Here is a 22,396-nt window from a genome sequence, read left to right as displayed (position 1 = left end):
TGGGTCACGGATTCAACCTCGAGTGACGGAGGAAATTTCCCGAGCCCCTTGTCAAATTTCAAGTGGACCAGGTTACACTGGGGTCCACGATGCGGATGATAATTACCGCATGGCGAAATAATCTCCCGCATCGGCTACGTACGAGAAGGACGCGAGGAGCGCGTCTCGGATGACTCCGTGAAGACTGCAGCCATCGTGACTCTTTCGTTGTGCAGGAGCGCCCGCGCCGGCCTTAAGGAGACGACGCCCGATGAATGGAGAACCAACGATGTTCACGACTCTGGAAAGACGTCGGCAGAACGTTTCACAGTCCGTCACCACGACGACCAAGATCATCACGGGTCATGTGGTGTCCCCGCTCAGCGGGGCGGACCGGGAAACATTGGACCTCGAACGAGGAGCCGTGGTGGTCTGCGATGGTCGGATCCTCGACGTGGGGGAAGCTCGCACCATGATCGACGACTACCCCGAAGCGTCCGTCGAATCTTACGGCGACCGGCTGATCATTCCCGGGTTCATCGACTGTCACGCGCACTACTCGCAAATGGCCATGATCGCCTCGCCGGGATTGCAATTACTGGAGTGGCTCGACAACTTCACTTTTCCGGCTGAGTCCGAATTCGCCGACGCCGGGCACTGCGCCGAGATGGCCGACTTCTTCACGACGCAGATGATCGCTCACGGGGTGACCTCGGCCTGCGTCTATGCCACGGTGCACCCGGAGTCGGTGCGGGCTCTCTTCCGCTCGGCCAAATCGAAGAACCTGAGGATCATGACCGGCAAGGTGTGCATGGACCGCCACGCCCCGGAGCATCTGCTGGACACGCCCGAGCTGGCCTACGAACAGAGCCGAGAATTGCTCGAGGAGTGGCACGGCGTCGGCCGCCTTGAGTATGCGATCACGCCACGCTTTGCTCCCACGTCCTCCGTGCGCCAGCTCGAACTCTTGGGCCAGCTGGCTCAGGAGCACCCGGAAGCGGTGATTCAGACTCATCTCTCGGAGAATCCCGCCGAGTGCGCGTGGGTTTCGGAGCTCTTCCCAGAGGAGGCCGACTACACGGCCGTGTACGAACGGTTCGGTCTGGTGCGCAAGCGTGCGGTCTTCGGGCACGCGACCCACGTCTCGGACAGCGAGTTGAGCCGGTTGGGGTCCGGCCAAGCCTCTCTGGCCCATTGCCCCACGTCCAATCTTTTCTTGGGGTCGGGACTATTTACTCTCAAGAAGAACGCCCAGATCGCGGGCCTCAAGATCGGGTTGGGGTCCGACGTCGGGGCGGGAACAAGCCTGTCACCGTTGGTATCGCTCAACGAGGCCTACAAAGTCAGCCGGTCCGTGGGAGGTCCGCTGGATTCCTTCGAGGCATTGAGGCTCGCGACGTTGGACAGCGCCGAGGCTCTCGGCATCGAGGATTCCGTCGGAAGTTTGGAAGCCGGAAAGGACGCTGACGTGGTGATCCTCGATCCCGAAACCAACCCCGTCCTGCGGATGCGGGCCTCCCACGCGAAGACCACCGCAGAGCTCCTTTTCGCGACGATGATGCTCGGCGACGACCGCACCATCCACGGCGTCTACGTCGCTGGGTCCAAGACGCGATGACCATCCCCCGACGGGCCCTAGCCCGTTCGTCCATTACTCATCCCGTGTGCCGCAGGGCCTCAGGATGACCCTATTCGCCACTCCCCACAACGATCTCCATTGCATTCCCCGTAATGGCAGGGAAAAGAGGCACATCATGGCTGTCGATCAACACACCGAACAGGAAACGCAGGGTCAACGTCGATCCGCGATTGACCGGTTTTTCGAGATCACCTCCCGAGGCTCGACGATCAAGCAGGAATTGCGAGGTGGGCTGGTGGCGTTCGTGGCCATGGCGTACATCGTGGTCCTGAACCCGCTGATCCTTGGGGCGGCACAAGACGTCGATGGAAACAGTCTCAATTTCGCGCAGCTCACCGCCGTCACGGGGTTGGTGGCCGGCGGAATCACGCTGCTTTTCGGCCTCGTCGCTCGCCTTCCCTTTGCCTTGGCTGCGGGGCTCGGCATGAACAGCTTCCTCGCCGTCTCGGTGGTCCAAGACGTGACTTGGCCTGAGGCAATGGGATTGGTGATGATCAACGGCATCATCATCGTGGTCCTAGGGGCCACCGGAATTCGCACCGCGATCTTCCACGCGGTACCGCCTCAGCTGAAGACGGCAATCACCGTCGGCATCGGCCTCTTCATCGCCTTCATCGGATTCGTGAATTCCGGCTTCGTGACCAGGACGCCGGACGGGCCGCCGGTGCAGCTGGGCCAGGGCGGGTCGATCACCGCATTGCCGACCGTGATCTTCATCTTCGCGTTATTGCTGATTGGTGTGCTGGTGACGCGGCGAGTTCCCGGCGGAATCCTGATCGGCATGATCGTCGCGACCATCCTCTCGATCATTGTTCAGGCCTTCGCGCACCTCGGTACGGTGGGTGACCCGAAAAACCCGGACCCCCAGGGGTGGAATCTCAGCGCCCCTGAATTGCCCAGCCACGTGGTGGCCATGCCTGATTTTAGTTTGGTCGGTGCGTTCGATCTTTTCGGTTCGATCGAGCGGATCGGTGCCTTGTCCGTGGTGATGCTGGTCTTTACCCTGCTCTTCACCAACTTCTTTGACGCGATGGGCACCATGACGGGTCTGGCGGGAAATGCCGGTCTGGCTCGTCCGGACGGAACCTTCCCGCGTATCCGTCAAGCCTTCATCGTCGAAGGACTTGGGGCGGTCGCCGGCGGTGGCGCCTCGGCCTCGTCGAATACCGTGTTCGTCGACTCCGCGGCGGGTGTTGCGGAAGGCGCCCGGACCGGCCTCGCCGCGTGCGTGACCGGGGTGTTGTTCCTGGTCTCGATGTTTTTCACCCCACTGATTGAGGTGATCCCGATGGAAGCAGGCGCCGCCGCCCTCGTCGTCGTGGGTTCCATGATGGTCGTGCAGATTCAGGACATCGAGATGAAAGATTTCCGGGTTTCCCTCCCCGTGTTCCTGACCATCGTCTCGATGCCGCTGACCTATTCCATCGCCAACGGGATCGGCGTCGGATTCATCTCCTGGTCCGTGATTCACGTGCTGACCGGCCGGGCCCGTCAGGTGCACTGGCTCATGTGGGTCGTGTCGGCGGGGTTCCTGCTCTACTTCACTCGAGGCGGCATCACGGCCCTCATCGGTGGGTAGGCAACGGCAGACGGCGGATTCGTCAGATGAGCAAGTAGACGGCACCCAAGATCGTGACCACGATGACGGCCAGATCAAAGATGCTCTGTCGGATCCGCCGGGCCGCCCACCGGCCCACGAGGGCTCCAGCCGCGACGGCCGGGATTAACACGACGTCCAGGAGCAACGTGTGGGTGCTGATCAGTCCCAGACCGATCGAGACCGGCAACTTGAGAAGGTTCATGATGGCGAAAAACCACGCGGCCGTTCCCAGAAAGGCGTGCACCGGAAATCGCGCGGCCAGGAAGTACATCGACATGACCGGGCCTCCGGCGTTGGCCACCATGGTGGTAAAACCTCCCACGGAGCCGTAGCCGACGGTTGCGAGCCACGAGGAGCTTCCGACGGCGTCGCCCGTAGGCCCAGGCGTCGTGGCGGGTCGTGCGCGTTGCCACAGGGTGAGTCCCATCAGGAAGAGCAGCAGGACGCCGATGACGCGACGCACGGTACCGTCGCCCGCCCACGCCAAGAACACACCACCCAGCGCCAGGCCCGCGAGAACCCCAGGGATCATGCGGATGAGTGTAGGCCAGTGCGCACTCCGGCGGTAGGCCCACAGGGCAAAGGCATCACCGATCATCAGGAGCACCAGGAGGGCCCCCGTCGAGGACTTCGCGGGGAGGATCGCGGCGAAGAGCGCCACCGAGAGGGTGTTGATGCCGGGCAGGGCCGTTTTGGAAAACCCCACCAGGAGAGCGGCCAGCGCGAGCCCTGCCCAGGCCAACACGTCCAGATCGGAAAAGGTCACGGTTTAGCGACCGAACGGAAGGCGATCGTCGATCTCTTGGGCGTCCCACTGCTGACGTACCCACCCGTGGTGCGGATCGTCGCTGATGAGCCAACTGCGTACGGGTCCGGGGCCGGCCATGACGTTGAGGTAGTACATGTCGTAGCCGGGAGGGGCCATCGCGGGCCCGTGCCAGCCGTAGGGGACTAGCACGACGTCGCCCGTGCGAACTTCGGCGTTGACATCGATGGGACGCTCATCCGAGGCGTACACGCGCTGGTATCCGATGGGGTCCGTGGCCTCGGCGGGAGCATCGGGGGTCACGCGCGTCTCGAAGTAGTAGATTTCTTCGAGCCGAGTCTCGCGACCTTCCTTTTCCTCGTCGTGCTTGTGCGGTGGGTAGGACGACCAGTTGCCGGCGGGCGTCAGTACCTCGCACACGATGAACCGGTCAGCCTCGAGGGCGGCGGGTGTGCCGAAATTACGGACCTCACGGGAGCAGTTCCCGGCGCCACGCAATTCGAGCGGGGCCTCGTCCTTGGTGATTAAGCGCGTGGGGTACTCGTTGCTCGCGGGCGCGGAGGCGATGGCCACGCGCACGCCCTTCTGGCCCGAAATCTCCACGGCTCGTTGAACGCCGGTGTAGAGGACGTCCGTTGGTCCGGCGAACACGGACTCGCGGCCCGAAAGCTCATACGTCTCGCCGTCGACAACGGCCGTCACGTCTCCGGAAAGCGGGATGATGATGCGCTCTTCGGCCGCGGCATCCAGTGTCACAGGGGATCCGGAGAGGGTCGCGGTTTTAAGGCCGGTATGCTCCCAGCCGTCAACCGTCAGGGATGAGTCGTAAGTTCCGAGGGAGAGATCCCACGGGCCGTCACTTGCGCTTCCGGCAGGGTAAACCCAGTTCGTCATGTTCCGCTGTCCTTTCGTGGTGGTGTTTCCGGACGGGTTCGTCGAGATCCCTCGCTGTGTTTAGGCGGAGAGGGTGACCTCGAAGGAATAGGAGTCGGCGCGGTACATGTGCCGACCGGTTTCCGCGCGCCGCCCGATATCGTCGGTCGCGGTGCGAGACATCGTGACCAGCGCCGACCCGGGGCTTGTGTGGAGCAATTTGGCCTGCTCGTTGGTGGCCACCGCGGCGCCAATCTTCTGCTGCGCGAGGCGGAAGTTGATGCCCTGTTGCCGCAGAATCGTGTAGAGACCGTGCTGTTCCAACGCTTCGCGGCTCAGCTGCGCAATCTCTTGCGGAACCCAGTTCTCCATGATCGCTAGAGGTGCACCATTGCGGCTCCGCACCCTTTTGACGTGATACACCGTGCTGCCCGGCTTGACGGCGAGGCGTTCGGCGACGTCTTCCGGCGCAGGAATCTCTTCGAAATCGAGGACTTCGGTGGTAGGCAGTTCCTTGTCTTGGCTGAGATCTTCAAAGAGCGAGGTGAGGCCAACCGAGCGGCGTACCTCCGACGCGACGACCTGCGTGCCGACGCCGCGTTTGCGAACCAACAGGCCAGAACGGACGAGCTCATCCATCGCCTTGCGAACGGTGGGCCGCGAAAGGTGCAAGTTCTTCGCCAAGGAGAGTTCATTGTCGAGCATGCTTCCCGGAGGCAAATGGCCGTCGGAGATGGCCGTTTCGATTCCGTGGACCAGTTGGTGGTACAGCGGGACGGGAGACGATCGGTCGATCGTGATGTCGAGGTGGGCAGTCATCGTGGCTCCATGGTTGGTTCCGGGAGAATGTCTCTATGTAAAGACAATAGGAGTTAACCGTAGCATGTGTCACCTACCGGCGGTCTACCCGCCAGTCTGTTCCGGGGGAGATTAAAGGGCATGTGCTGAGGCCCTTTGGTTCGGGGTCTGACCTGGATGAACTCCGTGCCGCTTGGGGCTTCGGGCGGGTAAGGTGGGCTCCGCACCTCGGCACGGTCTCTCGCGCCACGTAGCCACATCGGCAGCTTGCGCGACCGACCCGTTTCCTCGAGGCCCCCCATCACACTGGAAGGACGGTCGCATGACCAACACCCCTGGTTCTCCCTCGCCCCAGGGGAACCCTGCGGAAGGCTCTGACTCCACAGAGTCGACGCCCGGGCCCGAGCCCTTGGCAATTACCGGTGCCCTGCCTGAGGTGATCGCCCCCGACGAGCCCTTACCTCGGTCCGCCCCGGGGAAGTCCCTGAAGACGGGATTCATCCTCGCTTTTATCTCCTACGGCCTCTGGGGCTTCCTGCCGCTATATTTCGCGGCCATTACCCCCACCGGAGCCTTCGAGATTTTGGGATGGCGCATCGTCTTCTCCCTGATCTTGTGCCTCATTCTCGTGACCGTCACTCGGACCTGGGGGCGGGTGTCCGCGACGTTGCGGAGCCGTCGGGTCGTCTTGACGCTCGGCCTAGCGGGCGGAATCGTCTCGATCAATTGGTTGGTTTACATCATCGCGACAACCAGCGGGCACGTTCTGGAGGCCTCACTCGGCTACTTCATTAACCCCATCGCAACGATCGTGCTCGGCGTCGTCGTATTCCACGAAAAACTCCGCAAGCTCCAGTGGGCGGCGGTGGGTGTGAGCCTGGTGGCGATCGGGGTCCTGTCGGTCGAGTACGGCTCCGTGCCGTGGATTTCTCTGGCGATCGCGGGGACCTTCGCCTTGTATGGGCTGGTCAAAAAGAATGTAGGTGGGCGTGTTGACTCTCTGACCGGGCTCACCTTTGAAACCGCATGGTTGATCGTCCCGGCGGGTGTGGTGCTCAGCTTGGTGCAGATCTTCGCCGGCGGCCTGGCCTTTGGGCACATCGGAGCGGTCAAAACGGCCCTCTTGGTAGGGACGGGTGTGATCACGCTCGTTCCGTTGCTGACCTTCGCCGGGGCGGCCTCTCGACTGCCGCTCTCGTACGTGGGAATGGTGCAGTACTTCAACCCCATCATGCAGTTTCTCGTGGGGTACCTCTTGCTCGGCGAACACATGTCCCTGGGGCGGTGGATTGGATTCGGCATCGTGTGGATCGCCATCCTGATTCTCGTGATCGATGCGCTCCGAGCCGCTCGCTCCTACCGCATGGCCGTCCGGGCCTCACGAAAATTGACAGGTTAGGGCAAACGCGGGGAGCGCGAGAGGGCCTTGGCGTTGTCCCTTCGGGGGGATGTGCTCTGGGGCACTAACTCTCTGGTACTCTTTCATCCCTGGCGGTCAACCCGCCGTCAGCTTCATCCTGATCACTTCGCGCCCTGAAAGGCTCACATGACACAGCACGGTAATTCCGGGGCGCATCGCACGCCCCCGTGGAGCGACGACGCCGCAACTGGCTCGTCCGAGGCAGCACGTCCCCAGACCGCCATGGGCGACGTCGTCACCAAGCAGAAGCTACCCAAGGTGGAATCGAAACGGTCGATCCTTCTTGGCGCCCTGTTCCTCATGGCCACCTCGGCCATTGGCCCGGGATTTATCACCCAGACCGCGACATTCACGGTTCAGATGGGTGCCGCCTTCGCGTTCGCGATCTTCCTCTCGATCATCGTGGATATCGCCGTGCAGCTGAATGTGTGGCGCGTGATCGGCGTGAGTGGCCTTCGCGCGGGCGAACTGGGCAATAAGATTCTGCCGGGCATCGGCGTCATCTTGGGCATCTTTGTGGTCTTCGGCGGCTTCGTGTTTAACGTCGGCAACGTCGCCGGCGGTGGACTCGGCATCAGCGCCATGACGGGGCTGGACCCGACCTGGGGCGGAATCATCACCTCGGTGTTGGCAATCCTCGTGTTCTTGTCGAAGAAAGCCGGGGTGGCCCTGGACAAGATCGTGGTGGTCTTGGGTGTCCTGATGATCCTGATTACCGGATACGTGGCCGTGATTTCCGGCCCTCCGGTGGGGGATGCTTTCCGGCAAACCGTCTTGCCGGACAACGTCGACATGGTCGTGGTGACCACGCTCATTGGCGGAACCGTGGGTGGGTACATCACCTACGCCGGTGCGCACCGCATGATCGATGCCGGTGTTTCCGGGATCGAGGACGTCAAGGCCATTTCCGGAGCGTCGATCACCTCGATCGTGGTGACCGGCGTGATGCGTTACCTTTTGTTCCTGGCGATCCTCGGCGTCGTCGCTGGTGGCGTGGCGCTGACCAGCTCGAACCTGGCGGCGGAGGCTTTCCAGCACGCGGCGGGTGACATCGGTTTGCGCCTCTTCGGCGTGATTCTGTGGGCCGCCTCGATCTCCTCTGTGATCGGTGCCGCATACACCTCGGTGTCGTTCATGACCACCCGTCACACGAAAACGTGGATCCGCAACTTGCTGACCATCGTCATGATCGTGCTCTCGAGCCTCGTGTTCATGAGCCTCGGCAAGCCCCCGGCCACGCTGCTGGTCATCGCCGGAACCATCAACGGCTTGATCTTGCCGTTGGGCTTCACGGTGATCCTGATCGTCGCGATCTTCCGACGAGACCTCTTGCAGGGCTACAAGTACCCCAAGTGGTTGATCGTGGCCGGTGTGTTCGTGTGGTTGCTGACGCTGTACTTCGGCGTGAACGCCGTGCAGGGGCTCGCCAAGCTCTGGAACGGATAAATTCCGGCTCTCACGTCTAGAGATACACAACGCGCCGGTGTGCCCATCCCGGGTCCACCGGCGCGTTGGCGTTAACGGCCGCGATTAGGCCGTGGTGTCGATGCGCCCTATGACCTGGCCGGCGGTCAATTTCTGGCCCGGTTCAACGTCTCCACGGTGCAGCACGCCCGCGGCCTCGGCTTCAAGAGGCATCTCGGTCTTCATGGCCTCCAGAACGGCCACGACCTCGCCCAGCTCCACGGTGGCGCCGTCGTCCGCGACCCAACGAACCAGGGAACCGTTCAAGGGTGCGGTGAGTTCGAGGTCGTCTCCCTCGCCGGATGCGGAATGGGTCGCGGCATTGTCGCCCGAGAACTGAACGCCGCCCAGGCCCTGAGCCAAGCCGGCACCGATGGCAGCCAGTGCGTCGGACGGGAACCGCACCTTTGTTAGGCGGCCCTCGATCTCGACGCCGGCCGTCACGGACCCCGCGGAGCCGCCGTCGGGCTCACCGAAGAGCGTGCGGTCCCTCAACTCCGGCGCACGGTAACCACCGTCCGCTTCCAAAGAGGGAGTCAGCACGTCCTCGATCCACGTGGTGTACACACGGAACGGATCGTTCGTGAAGTCCTCGTTGTCCACGACGGCGCGGTGGAAGGGGAGCGTTGTTGCGACGCCGGTCAGCACCATCTCATTCAGGGCGCGGCGGGCTCGTCGAAGTGCGGCCTCGCGCGTCGGTCCGGTCACGATCAGTTTCGCGAGCAGAGAGTCGAAGTCGCCGGCGACGGAGGAACCGGCGACCACTCCGGCATCCCAGCGTATCCCGGGGCCGCTCGGCACGGTCAGGGAGGTCACGGACCCTCCCGCCGGAAGGAATCCCCGGCCCGGATCTTCCGCGTTGATGCGGAACTCGATCGAGTGGCCCTTTGGTCGGAGCGGGGACTCGAGGGAGAGCTTCTCGCCCGCGGCGACGTCGAGTTGCAGACCCACGAGATCGACGCCGAAGGTTTCTTCCGTGACCGGGTGCTCGACCTGGATGCGGGTGTTGACCTCCAAGAACGAGATGAGCCCGTCCGATCCCACCAGGAATTCCACGGTGCCGGCGTTGACGTATCCGGCCTCGCGGAAGATGGCACCGGAGGCATCCTCAATGTGGCGCAACTGCTCCTCAGTGAGGAACGGTGCCGGAGACTCCTCGACGAGCTTTTGATTGCGTCGCTGCAGGGAGCAGTCGCGCGTGCCCACCACGACGACGCCACCGTGCGCGTCGGCAATCACCTGCGCCTCCACGTGCCGCGGCTTCTCCAGGAAGCGCTCCACAAAGCATTCGCTCCGTCCGAAGGCGCCCTTGGCCTCGCGGGCCGCGGACTCAAACGCCGATTCGACCTCGTCGAGGTCCCGGACCACGCGCATTCCGCGGCCGCCACCTCCGTGGGCCGCCTTGATGATGATCGGCAGACCGTGCTCCTCGGCGAAGGCCCTGGCCTGAGCCTCGTCTTTGAGGGGACCGTCCGTGCCCGGGGCCAACGGGGCGCCGGCCGCCGTCGCAATCGCGCGGGCCTGAATCTTGTCGCCTAAGGCCTCGATGGTTTCGGGGGACGGGCCGATCCACGTCATGCCGGCATCGCCCACGGCCCGGGCAAACTCCGCGGACTCGGCCAGGAATCCGTACCCCGGGTGGACGTCGGTGGCACCGGCGCGCTGGGCGATGTCGAGGAGTTTCTGGATGTTGAGGTACGTCTCCGCCGGAGAATTGCCTTCCAGGGCGTACGCCTCGTCGGCGAGGTGCACGTGGAGGGATTCGGCGTCGGACTCGGCATAGACGGCGACCGTGCCGATACCCCGTTCGGCGCAGGCATGGATCACGCGGACGGCGATCTCCGAGCGGTTGGCGATCAGAACTTTGCGCATGGGGTGTTCTCCGTGAGGTTGGTGGGTGATACGGGGTATGCGTTGGATGTCTTGTGGTGAAGTCGGACTGCGGTGCCGGGTGGCGCTTGGGCCAGCAGCCGAAGATGTTCGGGCTCCACGACGCCGATCACCGGATATCCGCCGGTCACGGGGTGGTCCGCCATGAAGATCACGGGGTGACCATTCGGGGGAACCTGGATCGAACCGGCGACGACGCCCTCACTCGGCAATTCCTTACCCAGCGCCGCATTCGTGCGGACCAGGGGAGTGGCGCCCTCGGCGCTTTCGGGAGGGGCCAAACGAACCCCCACGCGGTTGCTTTCTTGGGCAACCCGCCACGTGAAGTCATTCAGCCGGTTGAGGGAGTCCTCGGTGAACCAGTCGTCGCGAGGGCCGGGGGTGAAGGGGATGTCGGTGACGTCGTCGGCCGGCGGAAGGTCGACGGCGGGCCATGACGTGAGGACGGCATGTCGCGGTTCCGGGCCGGCCCGAAGGATGGTGCCGCGGGTGATTGGGGGCGGTCCAAGCCGGGCGAGGGTGTCCGTGGCGGAACTGCCGAGCACGGCGTCGATCTGGAATCCGCCCCGGACGGCGACGTAGACCCGCAGGCCGCGCGTCGTCGGCCCGAGGGTGAGACGTTGCCCCTCCAGGAGAGCAAAGGGTCGGTCTTCCGGCCGGCGTGACGGTTGGTCGCCGGACACAGTGACTTCGGTGCGGGCGCCCGTGACCGCCAAAACCGTGTCCCGGAGGGCGGTTAGGCTCAAGCCGCCGGCGGTATTCTCGAGCACGGTCGCCGCGGGAGCGTTGCCCACGAGCCGGTTGGCCGACTCGGCCGCCTCGGCGTCGGCCCACCCTGAGGGGCTCACACCCCAGTCGATGTGTCCGCGACGGCCCGGGTCCTGAGCGATCGTCGAGAGCCCCGGCGCTTCGATGCGTATCGTGCCCTCATCCGGAGAGTCGCTCGGTTCGGCCGACGCGGATTCTTGTAATTCCATGCTTTCCCGGGTCGCGGTAAAGCGAACCCTCGTGCCTGGAGTAATGAGGGCGGGCACCTCGCGGGAAAGATCCCACACCGGAGAGTTCGTGGTGCCGATCAGCTGCCAACCGCCCGGAGAATCGCTGGGGTAAACGGCGGAAAAATCACCAGCCAAGGCGACGGATCCGGCGGGAACTTTGGTTCGAGGGCTGCTGCGTCGGGGCACGGTGAGTGGTGCGGTGTCATCGCCATCGGCGGGGACGAGATAGGCGAATCCGGGGGAGAATCCGGAAAATGCGGCGGTCCAATTGCGGCCCGAATGGCGGTCGATGACGGCGTCGGTCGAAATGCCCAGGTGTTCCGCGACGTCGTCCAGGTCCTCGCCGTGATACTGCACAGCCAGCTCCACGGTGTTCGCCTCGGAGGCTGATCCCGAGACCCCACGCAGAGATCGCAGGTGTGCTGCCGTCCGGTGTGCCGCGTCGGTGGAGAGCCTGGACCGGAATCGAACGAGCACCGTGGTCGCAGCCGGAATGAGTTCGAGCTGGCCCGGTAGTGGCGAATGCGTCAGCGCCTCGTGGAGGGCCAAGACATCCTTGAGGTCGGGGCAGGTCACGAGGAGGGCAGAGCGTCCAACGGTGTGGACAGTCCTCTGATGGGCCGAATCGGCCGAGTCGTGGGTCATGTGTCTCTCCATTAGTCCCATCGTAGTGGGCTGGAGCACCGTGCTTGAGCCAGACGGCACACGAGCCGAGCGTTTCGGCATCCCGAAACGCTCGGCTCGTGAGGCAGACGCGGTGCGGACCGCGGGTTATTTGTAGGTGATTTTCCAGTCCGAGTCGTTGTACGCCGTCTTCACTTGGACCAGAACCGTTTGGTCATCCTTGGACGAATCCGGAAAATCGAGGGTCGCCTTCTTGCCCTGATCCAGATGCTCTTGGAAGACCAGATCGCCCTTGAGATCGTAGGCCGTGATTCTGATGTTCTCCTTGCTGAGGTTGGTCAATTCGCCCGTCTTCTTGGGCCCTTGGTAGGCAAAGGCCACAGAACCGTTGGTCTTCAGATCCCGATCGCCCTTGGACTGGACCGCGTTGGCATCGTAGACCTTGATCTCCCATTGGCCTTCGGTTTCGACGTCGAAGCCCTTCGGATTGCCAAAGAGGCCGTCAAGATCCAGCCAGTTGGACCCTACGGACGAATCGATGTCATTGGCGTAGAGGCCAGCGTGCTCATTCTTGTCATCCAAGCCCCAGATCGAAAAGTTTGAATCGCCCTGGTACCAGTACTCGAGGTAGTAGACCTTGCCGTCTTCGAGTTTGTCGGTCTTGACCGACTGCTCTCCGCTTCCGGAGTACTCCACGATCGGCTTGCTGTCGTTCGCGGGAATGTTCTTCTGCTGGGGTTTGGTGCCGCTGGGACCCGCACCGGTGGCGGAAGCCTGGGCGGAATGGCTCGCGGATCCGTCGCCGGACGATGTCGCCTTCCCGCTGGAGTCGGCGGCCTCGGAATTCGAGGAAACCTGGGAGGTCGCTTCGGAGTCATTCCGGTGTCCGCCGATGACGCCCGTCAGGGCCAAGACCAACAAGACGACGAGCACCACCAGGATGGCGCCGATGATCGACAGAATTCCACCGGGGGATGCGAAGAAATTCTTCTTTTTCGGGGGCTGGTTCCACGTGTTGTCGTGATTCCACGCGGTGTTTTGCCCACCCTGAGCGGCATAAGGGTTCGGAGCTGACGAACCGTTCTGGCTGTTCTGCTGGGAATCCCACGATTGCTGAGGATAGTGTTGCGTCGCCGCAGGTTCCGGCGTCGGTTCCTCCGGGATGGCGGAGGGGTCTTCCGGTCGGGCCGAGGGAACCGGGTTCCCGCGCTCATCGACCCAAAAAGGCCAACCTTGCGGCGCCGGGCCCCATTGCGGATCCGGACGCCAACCGGCATCGGGCTGCCATCCTTCGGGTGGCTTCGGCCAATTCGGTGGTGGGTTAAATCGGAGAGCCATGTGGGTTCCTTGGTCGAGTGATGTGGCTAATAATTGCCATTATGACAGAAAACTCTTCCAAAATTCCCACCTGGCACTAAGAGATGATGAATTCATCGTGGGACTTCGTCGTGTCAGAATCCGGAGGTTCTCCGTGGACTCCACCTGATGAGGTGTCTCCTCCACCGTCCAGAGCCGCTCGTGGAGAGCCTCCTCAGGGGCCGCCTAGACTGATGACCATGGAAAATGACGCCGGCAGACCGAGCACCCCCGATCCGCCTCAAGCCTCTCAAGGCTCCCCGCGCCCTACTTGGGGGATTTCGGAGCCTGCCGATGAAGGCCATCCGCAGGCAGCGGATCGTGCGAGCCTGGAGGCGGCCCGAGCCTATAAAGAGGCCGGAGCACCTCCGCTGAATCCCGTGCCCATCGAGGATATTCCCTACCACCGACTATGGCGTTCGGACCCCACCCATCGGTGGTGGAAGCCTCTCGTCGAATTCTGCATTTCCGGTCCGCTCTACATGGTGCTGGCCGTGCTGATTACGGTTCTCATGTTTGCCGCACCGGCGATCACCGGGGGTCCGAGACTCACCGTGGGTCCCAACGGATACCCCGATTCCATGTTGGATCATCCCTCGATCTTCGGCCTGATGTTCTTGAGTATCGCGATCATGGTGCCGTGCGTGCTCCTGGCCAGGTTCTTCATGGGCCCCCGGCCTCTCGGATTGATCTTTTCGGTCACCGGTCGGATGCGATGGGGATGGCTGATGCGCTGTTTCATCGCCGGACTGGTGATTTTCATCCTCGCCCAGTTGGTGGGGGTCCTCCTGGGCGGCGGCATGCCGTCCCCCACGCTCCACGGCTCCGTGACCGTGTGGCTTCTCATCATCTCGATCATCCTGGTGCCCATCCAGTGCGTGGGTGAGGAGCTGGCTTTTCGCGGATTTCTCTTGCAGTCCATCGGCCGGTGGCTCAAACACCCTGCCTGGGCCGTGCTCTTGCCGGTGCCGCTCTTCGTGCTGAGCCACGGTTACGACCTGTGGGGGCTCATCAGCGTGGGTATCCTAGCGATTATCGCCGGATTCCTGTGCATCGCCACCGGTGGCCTGGAGGCCTCGATAGGACTGCACGTCAGCAACAATCTCACCACCATTCTCTTGGGTGTTTTCGGAATGGCGGACCCCTTTGGCGCCACCGACATCGGCCCCTCGGAAGCCGTGATGACGGTGATCATCGATGGTCTCTACGCCGTCGTCGTGCTGTGGATGGCACGCCGTCAACAAGTCGAAACGCGCCGTCCGGCCGTTGTGGCCGCCCAATCCTGGCCGGGTTGGGCCCTGCATAACGCGGGCCTCGAACCGGTCACCGATCAGCACCACACCATCACTTGGAGGAAGTCATGACCCCGTCCGCGTCGCTCAACGAAGCGCGTCGTTACGCCGAAGACCTCGGAGCGTTTGTCGAAGCGTCCCCGTCGTCTTTTCATGCCGCTCGTGAGGCTGCTCGTCGTCTAGATGGGGCCGGTTTCGTGGAGCAATCCGAGGCGGAGCCTTTCTCCTCGACACCCGGCGGGCGGTATATCCTTCGCGATGGCGCGCTCATCGCGTGGTTCGCCCCGGACGGTGCGAGTGCCGAGGGCGGTTACAAGATCGTGGGCGCACATACCGATTCGCCCTCCTTCAAGCTCAAGCCACGTTCCTCGGTGGACCGCTTCGGGTGGCATCAGGCCGGGGTGGAGGTCTACGGCGGGGCTCTCCTGAACTCATGGCTAGACCGCGAGCTGCGCTTTGCAGGACGGCTGACCGTCCGCGAGGAGGACGGTACCGTGGGGGAGCGGCTGGTGAGTACCGGCCCGGTCGCCCGCATTCCCCAGCTCGCGATCCACCTCGATCGCTCGGTCAACGAGGGTCTCAAGCTGGACCGCCAGCAGCATGTCCAGCCCATTTGGGGTGCCGGTGAAGAGCCTGGGGACGTGCTGGAATTCCTTGCCTCTCAGGCCGATCGGCCTGCCACGGCGGAAGCAATTCTCGGGTACGACGTCGTGCTGGTCGACTCTCAACGTCCCCGGCTCTTTGGTGCCTCCGAAGAGTTCTTGGCCTCGGGCCGTCTGGACAATCTCTCCTCCGTTCACGCGGGCGTCGAGGCGCTGATTCGAGCCGCCCAGGGCGACGTGCACGGCAGCCGGACGCTCGTGCTCGCGGCCTTCGACCACGAGGAGATCGGATCCTCGTCGCGCTCCGGTGCGGCGGGGCCCATCTTGGAAGATGTTTTGACGAGGATCTCCGCGGCCCGTGGCGGCACCTCAGAAGACTACCGACGGGCGCTCGCGGATTCGGTCTGCCTCTCCTCGGACGCCGGTCACCTGGTTCACCCGAACTACCCCTCCCACCACGACCCGGTAAATCAGCCGCGGCCGGGTGCCGGTCCGTTGCTGAAAATCAACGCCAATCAGCGGTATGCCACCGACGCCGTCGGGGCAGCAATCTGGGCGCAGGCTTGCGAAGAGGGCGGTGCGAGCTATCAAGAATTCGTGTCCAATAACGACGTTCCGTGTGGCTCGACGATCGGCCCCATTACCTCCACGCGACTCGGCATCCGGACCATCGACGTCGGCCTCGGTCTGCTCTCGATGCATTCCGCTCGGGAAATGTGCCACGTCGGCGATGCGCTGAACCTGGCGAAGGCGCTGGACGGCTTTTACCGCCTCGACTAAGGCCTCGCCGCCGTGAGGGTATGAAGAGGCCCGGGGCCGGCATCGTCATGGATGCCGGCCCCGGGCCGTTTTGGTGTTTCCGGTGCTCCGGAGAGCCTCGTTTAGGCCTCGCGCGGGAAGCTGGCGGGGTGCACGCCGGCCATTTCCTCGACCACCCGGATCACCTGGCAGGAGTACCCGAATTCGTTGTCGTACCACACGTACACGACGACGGAATGACCGGTGACAATCGTGGCCAGGCCATCGACGATTCCGGCTCGACGGGAGCCCACAAAGTCCGTGGAAACGACCTCGTGAGAATCGGTGTAGTCGATCTGCTTCCGCAGGGTCGAGTTCAGGGACATGTCACGGAGGTAGGCGTTCAGCGTCTCCTTGGACTCCGGAGCTTTCTCGAGTTGGAGGTTCAGAATCGCCATGGAGACGTCCGGGGTAGGAACGCGGATGGCGTTGCCCGTGAGCTTGCCCTCCAGATGGGGGAGGGCCTTGGCTACGGCCTTGGCCGCACCCGTCTCGGTGAGCACCATATTCAGTGCCGCCGAACGTCCACGCCGGTCGCCCTTGTGGAAGTTGTCGATGAGGTTCTGGTCGTTGGTGAACGAGTGAACCGTCTCGACGTGTCCGTGGTTGACGCCGTATTCGTCGTCGAGCACCTTGAGCACCGGGGTGATCGCGTTGGTGGTGCAGGACGCCGCGGAGAGAATTTGGTCGTCGTCGGAGATGATGCCGTCGTTGACACCGCACACGATGTTCTTGAGTTGTCCCTTGCCGGGGGCGGTCAGCAGAACCTTGGACACGCCCTTGGACTTCAGGTGCTGCGAGAGCCCTTCCTCGTCGCGCCAGCGGCCGGTGTTGTCGATGACCAGCGCGTTTTCGATGCCGTATTCGGTGTAGTCGACCGTCGAAGGATCCGAGGAGTAGATGAACTGAATCGGAACGCCGTTGGCGGTGACGATGTTGGTGTCCGGGTCTACCTGGATGGTTCCCTGGAATGCGCCGTGTACCGAGTCGCGACGGAGCAACGAGGCTCGCTTGTAGAGGTCGTTCTCGCCATTTTTGCGGACCACGACGGCGCGCAGATTCAATCCGGAGTCGACGCCGCGTTCGATGAGAATCCTGCTCAGGAGGCGGCCGATGCGGCCGAAGCCGTACAGCACGATGTCCTTGCTGGGATGCTCGGAGGAGCCTTTCTGATCGACCACCTCGGCGAGCTGCTCCCGGAGCCAACCGGTCAGGTCGCCGTCGGCGCCCTGAGCCTTGTGCAACTTATTGAGGCGAGCCAAATCCACGGAGGCCGGGCCGAGGTTCAACGAGCTGAGGGCCTCGACGATCGGGAACGTCTCTTCCAGGCTGAGCTCAACGGTGTCGATCTGCCGGGCCCAACGGTGGGCCTTAATGATGTCGGTCACCGACTGGTTGATCAGGCTGCGGCCGTGGATATTCACGACGACGCGGTTTTCGCGATGCAGACGTCCGATGAGCGGAATCATGGCTTCGGCCAGTTCTTCGCGACGGGACCATTCGGTAGGGGTGACGGGATGGGCCACGGTTCGACCTTCACTTTCTCGCCCGAGGCTTCGCTGACCCGGGCATGTCCGTTGGACGCTTCCTTGCGTACTGAGCACCTCCCAGCGTAAAGGATGTCTCGATGGTCACGTTGCGAATTGTGGGAATCTGACCCGGAAAACAACGTGGCACTGGACACATCACGCCATGTCGGAGTGCTCATAGGGCGGGTTGCGAGGAGCTTCTCGAGCCCGTCTGTTTCCTCCGAACCGAGGATCGATAGACTGAAGTCATGTTGACCGTCATGGGCGAAGCCCTCGTAGACATCGTGAACCGTGAAGGGGCGGCACCTCGGACCCACCCGGGTGGTAGCCCCCTCAACGTCGCCGTGGGCCTCTCCCGCTTGGGGCATGCCACTCGGTTTATTGGCCGTTATGGCAGGGACGAACACGGCGAGGTGATCGACGAGCACCTCCGTGAATCCGGCGTCGAACGGCCGGTCGGCCCGGACGATGCACCCACCTCCGTCGCGGAATCCACGCTCGATGCCGAGGGTGGCGCTTCCTACCGCTTCGATCTGGACTGGAACCTCGAGTCCGCTCGGGACCAATTGCCGGAATTACTGCGGGAAACTGACCTCCTGCACGTTGGTTCGATCGGTGCGATGCTCGAGCCGGGAGCCACGACCGTCGTGGAGGCCACCCGGGACGCCGCCCACCACGCCCTCATTTCTTACGATCCCAATTGCCGCCCGGCGATCATTCCCGACGCGGGTCAGGCCCGCGCGTGGGCAGAGTCCGTGGTGGATCTTGCCGACGTCGTCAAGGCTTCAGACGAGGATCTCCTCTGGCTCTATCCGCATCGCACCGTCGAAGAGTCGGCTCGCGCGTGGCTGGACCGCGGGGTCGGACTCATGGTGATCACCCGCGGACAGCTAGGACCGTGGGCGTTGACCCGCGGCACGGGGCCGCAGGGTGTCCGGGTGTCGCCGCCGAAGGTGACGGTCGCCGATACGGTGGGGGCCGGAGATTCCCTGATGGCGGCCCTGCTCTCGGCGTTGGTGGATCGCGGAATATCTGGCGCGCAGGCCGGCGAGAAGCTCTCCGAGCTGGGCACGGAGCAACTCCGTGAGATTCTGACGCGTGCCGCGGCTGCGGCCGCTATCACGGTTTCCCGGGACGGGGCGGATTCGCCGACCCGGGAGGAATTGGACGCTTTTGAACAACGAGACAAGGAGAACCACCATGCTGAATCGTGAACCTTACGCCGACTTGCCGGATCTGCCGGAATTTACCCTGACCTCCACGGACGTGACCGAAGGTCAGCCGCTCGCCCTCGAGCAGGCATCCGCCGCGATGGGGATTGAGGGCGGCCAAGACCGCGCCCCGCAGCTGGCCTGGTCGGGGGCCCCGGAGGGCACCAAGAGCTACGTGGTGACCTGCTTCGACCCCGACGCGCCGACCCCTTCCGGGTTCTGGCACTTGTGTGTTTCCAATATCCCGGCCTCGGTCACGGAGCTTCCCACGGATTGGGCCTCCCAGGAGGTGGAGGGCGCCATTAAGCACCTCAACGACGGAGGAAACCGCGAGTTCACCGGGGCCGCTCCGCCCCCAGGGCACGGCGCACACCGTTACATCTTCTGCGTCACCGCGGTGGACACCGAAAAGCTCGACCTCGACGAAAGCGCCTCCCCCGCCGTCGTGAACTTCAATCTGTTCTTCCACGGAATTGGTCGGGCGTTCCTGACCGGAACATACGAGGTCGCCGAGTGATCAAACTGATCGCCACGGACCTGGACGGCACCGTTCTCGGTCCCGATTTCAGGTTCCGCGATCGGACGATCCGTGCGCTCCGGGCGGCTCGATCCGCCGGCCTGCAGATCGTGTACGTCACGGGCAGACCGCACCGGTGGATCGAGCCGGTCCGCGAGCAAATGGAGTATGACTCGATAGCTATATGTTCTAACGGCGCGGTGGTTTACGACGTCGCCCGTGAAGAAGTTCTCGAGGCCGAGACGGTCGACGCCGAGGTAATCCTCGCGTTGCGAAACCGTCTCGCGGAGCGCCTTCCTCACGCGTCCTATTCGGTCGAAACCTTGGACGGAATCTTTTCCGAAGAGGGGTGGCCCGAGACCAACCTTCGAGAAGTCGAGCGCCGTACCTTCGGGCCGCTGAATCAGGCGCTGTCCCCGGGCGACCAGGTCATCAAATTCCTGGTCCGGGATGACTCTCTCGAGCCGCGACACCTCTACGAGGAAGTGCGGAGTTTGGGTGAGGATGCGGTTTCCGTGACCCACGCCGTCGCCGATTTGCCCCTAGCTGAAGTGGGGCAGCCCGGACTGTCCAAGGGGAGAACGTTGGCCCGGTGGTGTGATCTCGAGGGGATCGCAGCGGAGGATGTGCTGGCCTTCGGGGACATGCCGAACGACACGTCGATGCTTCAGTGGGCTGGCCATGGGTACGCGATGGCTTCTGGGTGGCCGGGCGTCATCGAAGAGGTGGGCCGCACCTGCCCCGGTTTCGAGGACGACGGCGTCGCCCAAGTGATCGAGGAGATCTTGAGCCATGGCTGATCGATCCGAGTCTCCGAAACATACTCGGGTAGAGCCCGTGCGCATTTTGGCCCATCGCGGGCTGGCGGGCGACGGCGACGAAAACTGCCTCTCGGCGTTTCGAGCCGCCCGGGAGGCTGGGGTGGCATGGATCGAAACCGACGTGAACGCGACCGCGGACGGTGTGGCGCTGACGATTCATGACCCGGACCTTTCGCGCGTCGCGGGCGTGGACGGCGTCGTCGGCGAGATGACCGCGGCGGAGATCTCCGGTGTGCGGTTGGTGCATGGGGAGAGAATCCCCACCGTGGAAGAAGCTCTCGCGGCCGTTCCGGACGCTTACTTCAATATCGACGTCAAGGACGAAGGCTCGGTCGGGGCCCTGCCCCAGGCCATTGAGGCCTCTGGGGCCGCGGGCCGGGTGCTCGTGACCTCGTTCTCGGAATCGCGACGACGCCGAGTGTTGCGTAAGTTGCCGCGCGGCGTCGCGTCGAGCGCCGGATATGGCGGCATCGCGGCCTTCAAACTCGTGAGCGCGTGTATTCCACTGCGGGCATGTTCGGCCGTGTGGACGGTCATCTCCCGGGTCATCCGTCCGTGGGTGGCCGAATTCGGGGCGATGCAGGTGCCCGAAACGCAACGGGTGGGGCCGCTGACGGTGCGCGTGGTGACCCCGCGCTTCCTGGCGGCCGCGCATCGGTGCGGCCTGCGCGTCGATGTGTGGACCATCGACGACCCGCGCGACATGATGAGGCTCGCGCAGCTCGGGGTCGACGGCATCGTCACCAACCGGGCGGACGTAGCGCAGGCGACGCTCGGCCCGGGCGCAGCGGACTAGCCCAGCGGAGAAGGATGCTCGGTGGCGTCCGGTTCCAACGGGTCCGACCCCACGGAGCGACGTCGCCGCGCGATGAAGGCCATGAGGTGGTACACGACCAGCGTGGCCCCCGTGCCCAGGGCAATACCGGCGAACTGCAGGCCGGCGATATCCCAGGTGTAATCCGCGATGCCGACGATCAGGGCCGCGGCCGCCGTCGTGAGATTGACCTGATTCGAGAAGTCCACGCGGTTCTGGACCCAGATACGTACACCCAACATGCCGATCATGCCGTACAGCACGGTCGCGGCGCCTCCGAGCACGCCCGCGGGAACGGTGGCTACCGCGGCGCCGAAGACGGGCAAGACCGAGAGCAACAGCGCGACGATCGCCGCGACCCAATACGCCGCCGTGGAATAAACCTTGGTCGCCGCCATGACGCCGATGTTTTCGGCGTACGTCGTGGTGCCGGACCCACCGCCGCTGCCGGCGATCGTGGTCGCCAGACCGTCCGCCATGATGGCGCGGCCGGCGTAGTGGTCGAGGTTGTCACCGGTCATCAGCGCCACGGACTTCACATGCCCGATGTTTTCGGCGACCAGCACGAGCACCACGGGAACGAAAAGGCCGGCCAGAGCAAGATGAAATTCCGGGGCATGGAACTGTGGCAGGCCGAAAAGCCCCTCGTTTTTCCAGGCCTCATGGATCGCGCTGAAATCAACCTCACCCCGAATCACCGCCGTGACATACCCGATGATGACGCCGAGAAGAATCGACAGTCGGCCAATAATCCCGCGGAAAAGCACGGAAATCAGAACGATCGAGCCCAAGGTCACGAGCGCCGTAATCGGTGCCTTCATGAAATTATCCTTGGCCGACGGCGCCAGGTTGAAACCGATCAGCGCGACGATCGACCCCGTGACCAGAGGCGGCATGAGCTTCTGGAGCCACGCCGTGCCAGCCACCTGGACGATCACACCGATCACGAAGAGGGCCAGCCCAGACATCACGATCCCGCCGAGGGCGCCACCGGGGCCATACTGGTTCATCGCAGCGCCAATGGGGGCGATGAACGCAAAGGAGGAGCCGAGGTAGGAGGGAACCCTCCCAGCCGTCAGCAGCAGGAAGAGAATGGTCCCGATGCCGGAGAAAAACAACGTCGTCGCCGGCGGGAACCCCGTAATGAGCGGCACCAAGAACGTGGCCCCAAACATCGCGACGACGTGCTGCGCACCGATGCTGATGGTGCGGCCCCACGACAACCGTTCGAGCGGGCCGACGACGTTCCCTGGCGCGACCGTCTTGCCGTCACCGTGAAGGGACCAACCGAAGCTTGCCTTCCGGGACTTTTCCGACGACGGGGGCTGAGGTGCAGAGCTCACGCAGACTCCTGAAGGGTGATGACTGACGACGAATCGGCCCGCGGCCGGACGGCTTTCGTCCT

18 protein-coding genes are annotated in these 22,396 nt (G+C 63.6%); 10 read left to right on the top strand and 8 right to left on the bottom strand.

The features are described from left to right. Positions 1-250 precede the first annotated feature (250 nt). Together guaD and D8M21_RS08915 are read left to right on the top strand one after the other, a co-directional pair. On the top strand, positions 251-1,597 hold the full coding sequence (gene guaD, locus D8M21_RS08920) for a guanine deaminase (RefSeq protein ID WP_202975615.1): 1,347 nt from the start codon (positions 251-253) through the stop codon (positions 1,595-1,597). Positions 1,598-1,733: 136 nt separating this feature from the next. Further along, entirely contained in the window at positions 1,734-3,197 is a 1,464-nt protein-coding gene (locus tag D8M21_RS08915; protein ID WP_048681544.1) for an NCS2 family permease, read from the top strand. 22 nt (positions 3,198-3,219) lie between these two features. Here D8M21_RS08915 and D8M21_RS08910 read toward each other — a convergent pair whose 3' ends face one another. From D8M21_RS08910 to D8M21_RS08900, 3 genes are read right to left on the bottom strand one after another with little or no spacing between them, the layout of a single operon-like run. Further along, the gene (locus D8M21_RS08910) at positions 3,220-3,984 is read right to left on the bottom strand and encodes a sulfite exporter TauE/SafE family protein (RefSeq protein ID WP_048681541.1); all 765 of its coding nucleotides are present in this window, start codon (positions 3,982-3,984) and stop codon (positions 3,220-3,222) included. Positions 3,985-3,987: 3 nt separating this feature from the next. After that, complete coding sequence (gene iolB, locus D8M21_RS08905; RefSeq protein ID WP_048681538.1) at positions 3,988-4,878, bottom strand: 5-deoxy-glucuronate isomerase; 891 nt, start codon at positions 4,876-4,878, stop codon at positions 3,988-3,990. Between the two features lie 60 nt (positions 4,879-4,938). Further along, a complete protein-coding gene (locus D8M21_RS08900; RefSeq protein WP_048681537.1) occupies positions 4,939-5,676 on the bottom strand; it encodes a GntR family transcriptional regulator in 738 nt (245 codons plus the stop codon). Between the two features lie 301 nt (positions 5,677-5,977). Here D8M21_RS08900 and rarD point away from each other — a divergent pair, with 301 nt between their 5' ends. Then, positions 5,978-7,054, top strand: coding sequence for an EamA family transporter RarD (rarD, locus tag D8M21_RS08895; RefSeq protein WP_126855817.1), 1,077 nt, complete (start codon positions 5,978-5,980; stop codon positions 7,052-7,054). Positions 7,055-7,297: 243 nt separating this feature from the next. Continuing rightward, positions 7,298-8,521, top strand: coding sequence for an NRAMP family divalent metal transporter (locus D8M21_RS08890; protein ID WP_048681662.1), 1,224 nt, complete (start codon positions 7,298-7,300; stop codon positions 8,519-8,521). Between the two features lie 84 nt (positions 8,522-8,605). Here the strand turns inward: D8M21_RS08890 and D8M21_RS08885 are convergent, their stop codons facing one another. The 3 genes from D8M21_RS08885 to D8M21_RS11375 all read right to left on the bottom strand — a co-directional run bounded on the left by D8M21_RS08885 (position 8,606) and on the right by D8M21_RS11375 (position 13,389). Beyond that, positions 8,606-10,411, bottom strand: coding sequence for an acetyl/propionyl/methylcrotonyl-CoA carboxylase subunit alpha (locus tag D8M21_RS08885; RefSeq protein WP_048681536.1), 1,806 nt, complete (start codon positions 10,409-10,411; stop codon positions 8,606-8,608). Beyond that, positions 10,396-12,072 carry a 5-oxoprolinase subunit B/C family protein gene (locus D8M21_RS08880; RefSeq protein ID WP_053089989.1) on the bottom strand — a complete coding sequence of 559 codons (1,677 nt, stop codon included), beginning with the start codon at positions 12,070-12,072 and terminating at the stop codon, positions 10,396-10,398. The genes D8M21_RS08885 and D8M21_RS08880 overlap by 16 nt, the downstream gene beginning before the upstream one ends. A 126-nt stretch (positions 12,073-12,198) precedes the next feature. Then, positions 12,199-13,389: a hypothetical protein gene (locus D8M21_RS11375; protein WP_048681533.1), complete on the bottom strand. Its 1,191-nt coding sequence runs from the start codon at positions 13,387-13,389 to the stop codon at positions 12,199-12,201. 218 nt (positions 13,390-13,607) lie between these two features. On the opposite strand from D8M21_RS11375, the gene D8M21_RS08870 reads away from it, so the two are divergent. After that, a complete protein-coding gene (locus D8M21_RS08870; protein WP_161800283.1) occupies positions 13,608-14,771 on the top strand; it encodes a CPBP family intramembrane glutamic endopeptidase in 1,164 nt (387 codons plus the stop codon). Beyond that, a complete protein-coding gene (locus tag D8M21_RS08865) occupies positions 14,768-16,081 on the top strand; it encodes a M18 family aminopeptidase (RefSeq protein ID WP_048681529.1) in 1,314 nt (437 codons plus the stop codon). Before D8M21_RS08870 ends, D8M21_RS08865 begins: the two co-directional genes overlap by 4 nt. A gap of 101 nt (positions 16,082-16,182) precedes the next feature. Here the strand turns inward: D8M21_RS08865 and D8M21_RS08860 are convergent, their stop codons facing one another. After that, on the bottom strand, positions 16,183-17,625 hold the full coding sequence (locus D8M21_RS08860; RefSeq protein ID WP_274542925.1) for a glyceraldehyde-3-phosphate dehydrogenase: 1,443 nt from the start codon (positions 17,623-17,625) through the stop codon (positions 16,183-16,185). 251 nt (positions 17,626-17,876) lie between these two features. Here D8M21_RS08860 and D8M21_RS08855 point away from each other — a divergent pair, with 251 nt between their 5' ends. From D8M21_RS08855 to D8M21_RS08840, 4 genes are read left to right on the top strand one after another with little or no spacing between them, the layout of a single operon-like run. Further along, positions 17,877-18,842: a carbohydrate kinase family protein gene (locus tag D8M21_RS08855; RefSeq protein ID WP_048681523.1), complete on the top strand. Its 966-nt coding sequence runs from the start codon at positions 17,877-17,879 to the stop codon at positions 18,840-18,842. After that, positions 18,829-19,356, top strand: coding sequence for a YbhB/YbcL family Raf kinase inhibitor-like protein (locus tag D8M21_RS08850; protein ID WP_048681521.1), 528 nt, complete (start codon positions 18,829-18,831; stop codon positions 19,354-19,356). Before D8M21_RS08855 ends, D8M21_RS08850 begins: the two co-directional genes overlap by 14 nt. Next, positions 19,353-20,156 (top strand): HAD family hydrolase, encoded by an 804-nt coding sequence (locus tag D8M21_RS08845; RefSeq protein ID WP_048681519.1) that lies wholly within the window; start codon positions 19,353-19,355, stop codon positions 20,154-20,156. Before D8M21_RS08850 ends, D8M21_RS08845 begins: the two co-directional genes overlap by 4 nt. Beyond that, a complete protein-coding gene (locus D8M21_RS08840; RefSeq protein ID WP_048681516.1) occupies positions 20,149-20,973 on the top strand; it encodes a glycerophosphodiester phosphodiesterase family protein in 825 nt (274 codons plus the stop codon). The genes D8M21_RS08845 and D8M21_RS08840 overlap by 8 nt, the downstream gene beginning before the upstream one ends. Here D8M21_RS08840 and D8M21_RS08835 read toward each other — a convergent pair. Beyond that, complete coding sequence (locus D8M21_RS08835) at positions 20,970-22,334, bottom strand: uracil-xanthine permease family protein (RefSeq protein WP_048681513.1); 1,365 nt, start codon at positions 22,332-22,334, stop codon at positions 20,970-20,972. The two genes, D8M21_RS08840 and D8M21_RS08835, sit on opposite strands and share 4 nt — an antisense overlap. Between the last annotated feature and the right edge of the window lie 62 nt (positions 22,335-22,396).

The sequence above is a fragment of the Kocuria sp. HSID16901 genome (assembly GCF_003989425.1).
GTDB lineage: Bacteria > Actinomycetota > Actinomycetes > Actinomycetales > Micrococcaceae > Rothia > Rothia massiliensis.
Note: the sequence above shows the minus strand (reverse complement) of the source record. Positions and strands in the feature narration are given on the sequence as shown.

Excerpts from the sequence above, each read along its gene's own strand:
- guaD (WP_202975615.1), top strand. The coding sequence starts at position 251 with ATGAATGGAGAACCAACGATGTTCACGACTCTGGAAAGACGTCGGCAG.
- D8M21_RS08915 (WP_048681544.1), top strand. The coding sequence starts at position 1,734 with ATGGCTGTCGATCAACACACCGAACAGGAAACGCAGGGTCAACGTCGA.
- iolB (WP_048681538.1), bottom strand. The coding sequence starts at position 4,878 with ATGACGAACTGGGTTTACCCTGCCGGAAGCGCAAGTGACGGCCCGTGG.
- D8M21_RS08900 (WP_048681537.1), bottom strand. The coding sequence starts at position 5,676 with ATGACTGCCCACCTCGACATCACGATCGACCGATCGTCTCCCGTCCCG.
- rarD (WP_126855817.1), top strand. The coding sequence starts at position 5,978 with ATGACCAACACCCCTGGTTCTCCCTCGCCCCAGGGGAACCCTGCGGAA.
- D8M21_RS08890 (WP_048681662.1), top strand. The coding sequence starts at position 7,298 with ATGGGCGACGTCGTCACCAAGCAGAAGCTACCCAAGGTGGAATCGAAA.
- D8M21_RS08885 (WP_048681536.1), bottom strand. The coding sequence starts at position 10,411 with ATGCGCAAAGTTCTGATCGCCAACCGCTCGGAGATCGCCGTCCGCGTG.
- D8M21_RS08880 (WP_053089989.1), bottom strand. The coding sequence starts at position 12,072 with ATGACCCACGACTCGGCCGATTCGGCCCATCAGAGGACTGTCCACACC.
- D8M21_RS11375 (WP_048681533.1), bottom strand. The coding sequence starts at position 13,389 with ATGGCTCTCCGATTTAACCCACCACCGAATTGGCCGAAGCCACCCGAA.
- D8M21_RS08870 (WP_161800283.1), top strand. The coding sequence starts at position 13,608 with ATGGAAAATGACGCCGGCAGACCGAGCACCCCCGATCCGCCTCAAGCC.
- D8M21_RS08865 (WP_048681529.1), top strand. The coding sequence starts at position 14,768 with ATGACCCCGTCCGCGTCGCTCAACGAAGCGCGTCGTTACGCCGAAGAC.
- D8M21_RS08855 (WP_048681523.1), top strand. The coding sequence starts at position 17,877 with ATGTTGACCGTCATGGGCGAAGCCCTCGTAGACATCGTGAACCGTGAA.
- D8M21_RS08850 (WP_048681521.1), top strand. The coding sequence starts at position 18,829 with ATGCTGAATCGTGAACCTTACGCCGACTTGCCGGATCTGCCGGAATTT.
- D8M21_RS08840 (WP_048681516.1), top strand. The coding sequence starts at position 20,149 with ATGGCTGATCGATCCGAGTCTCCGAAACATACTCGGGTAGAGCCCGTG.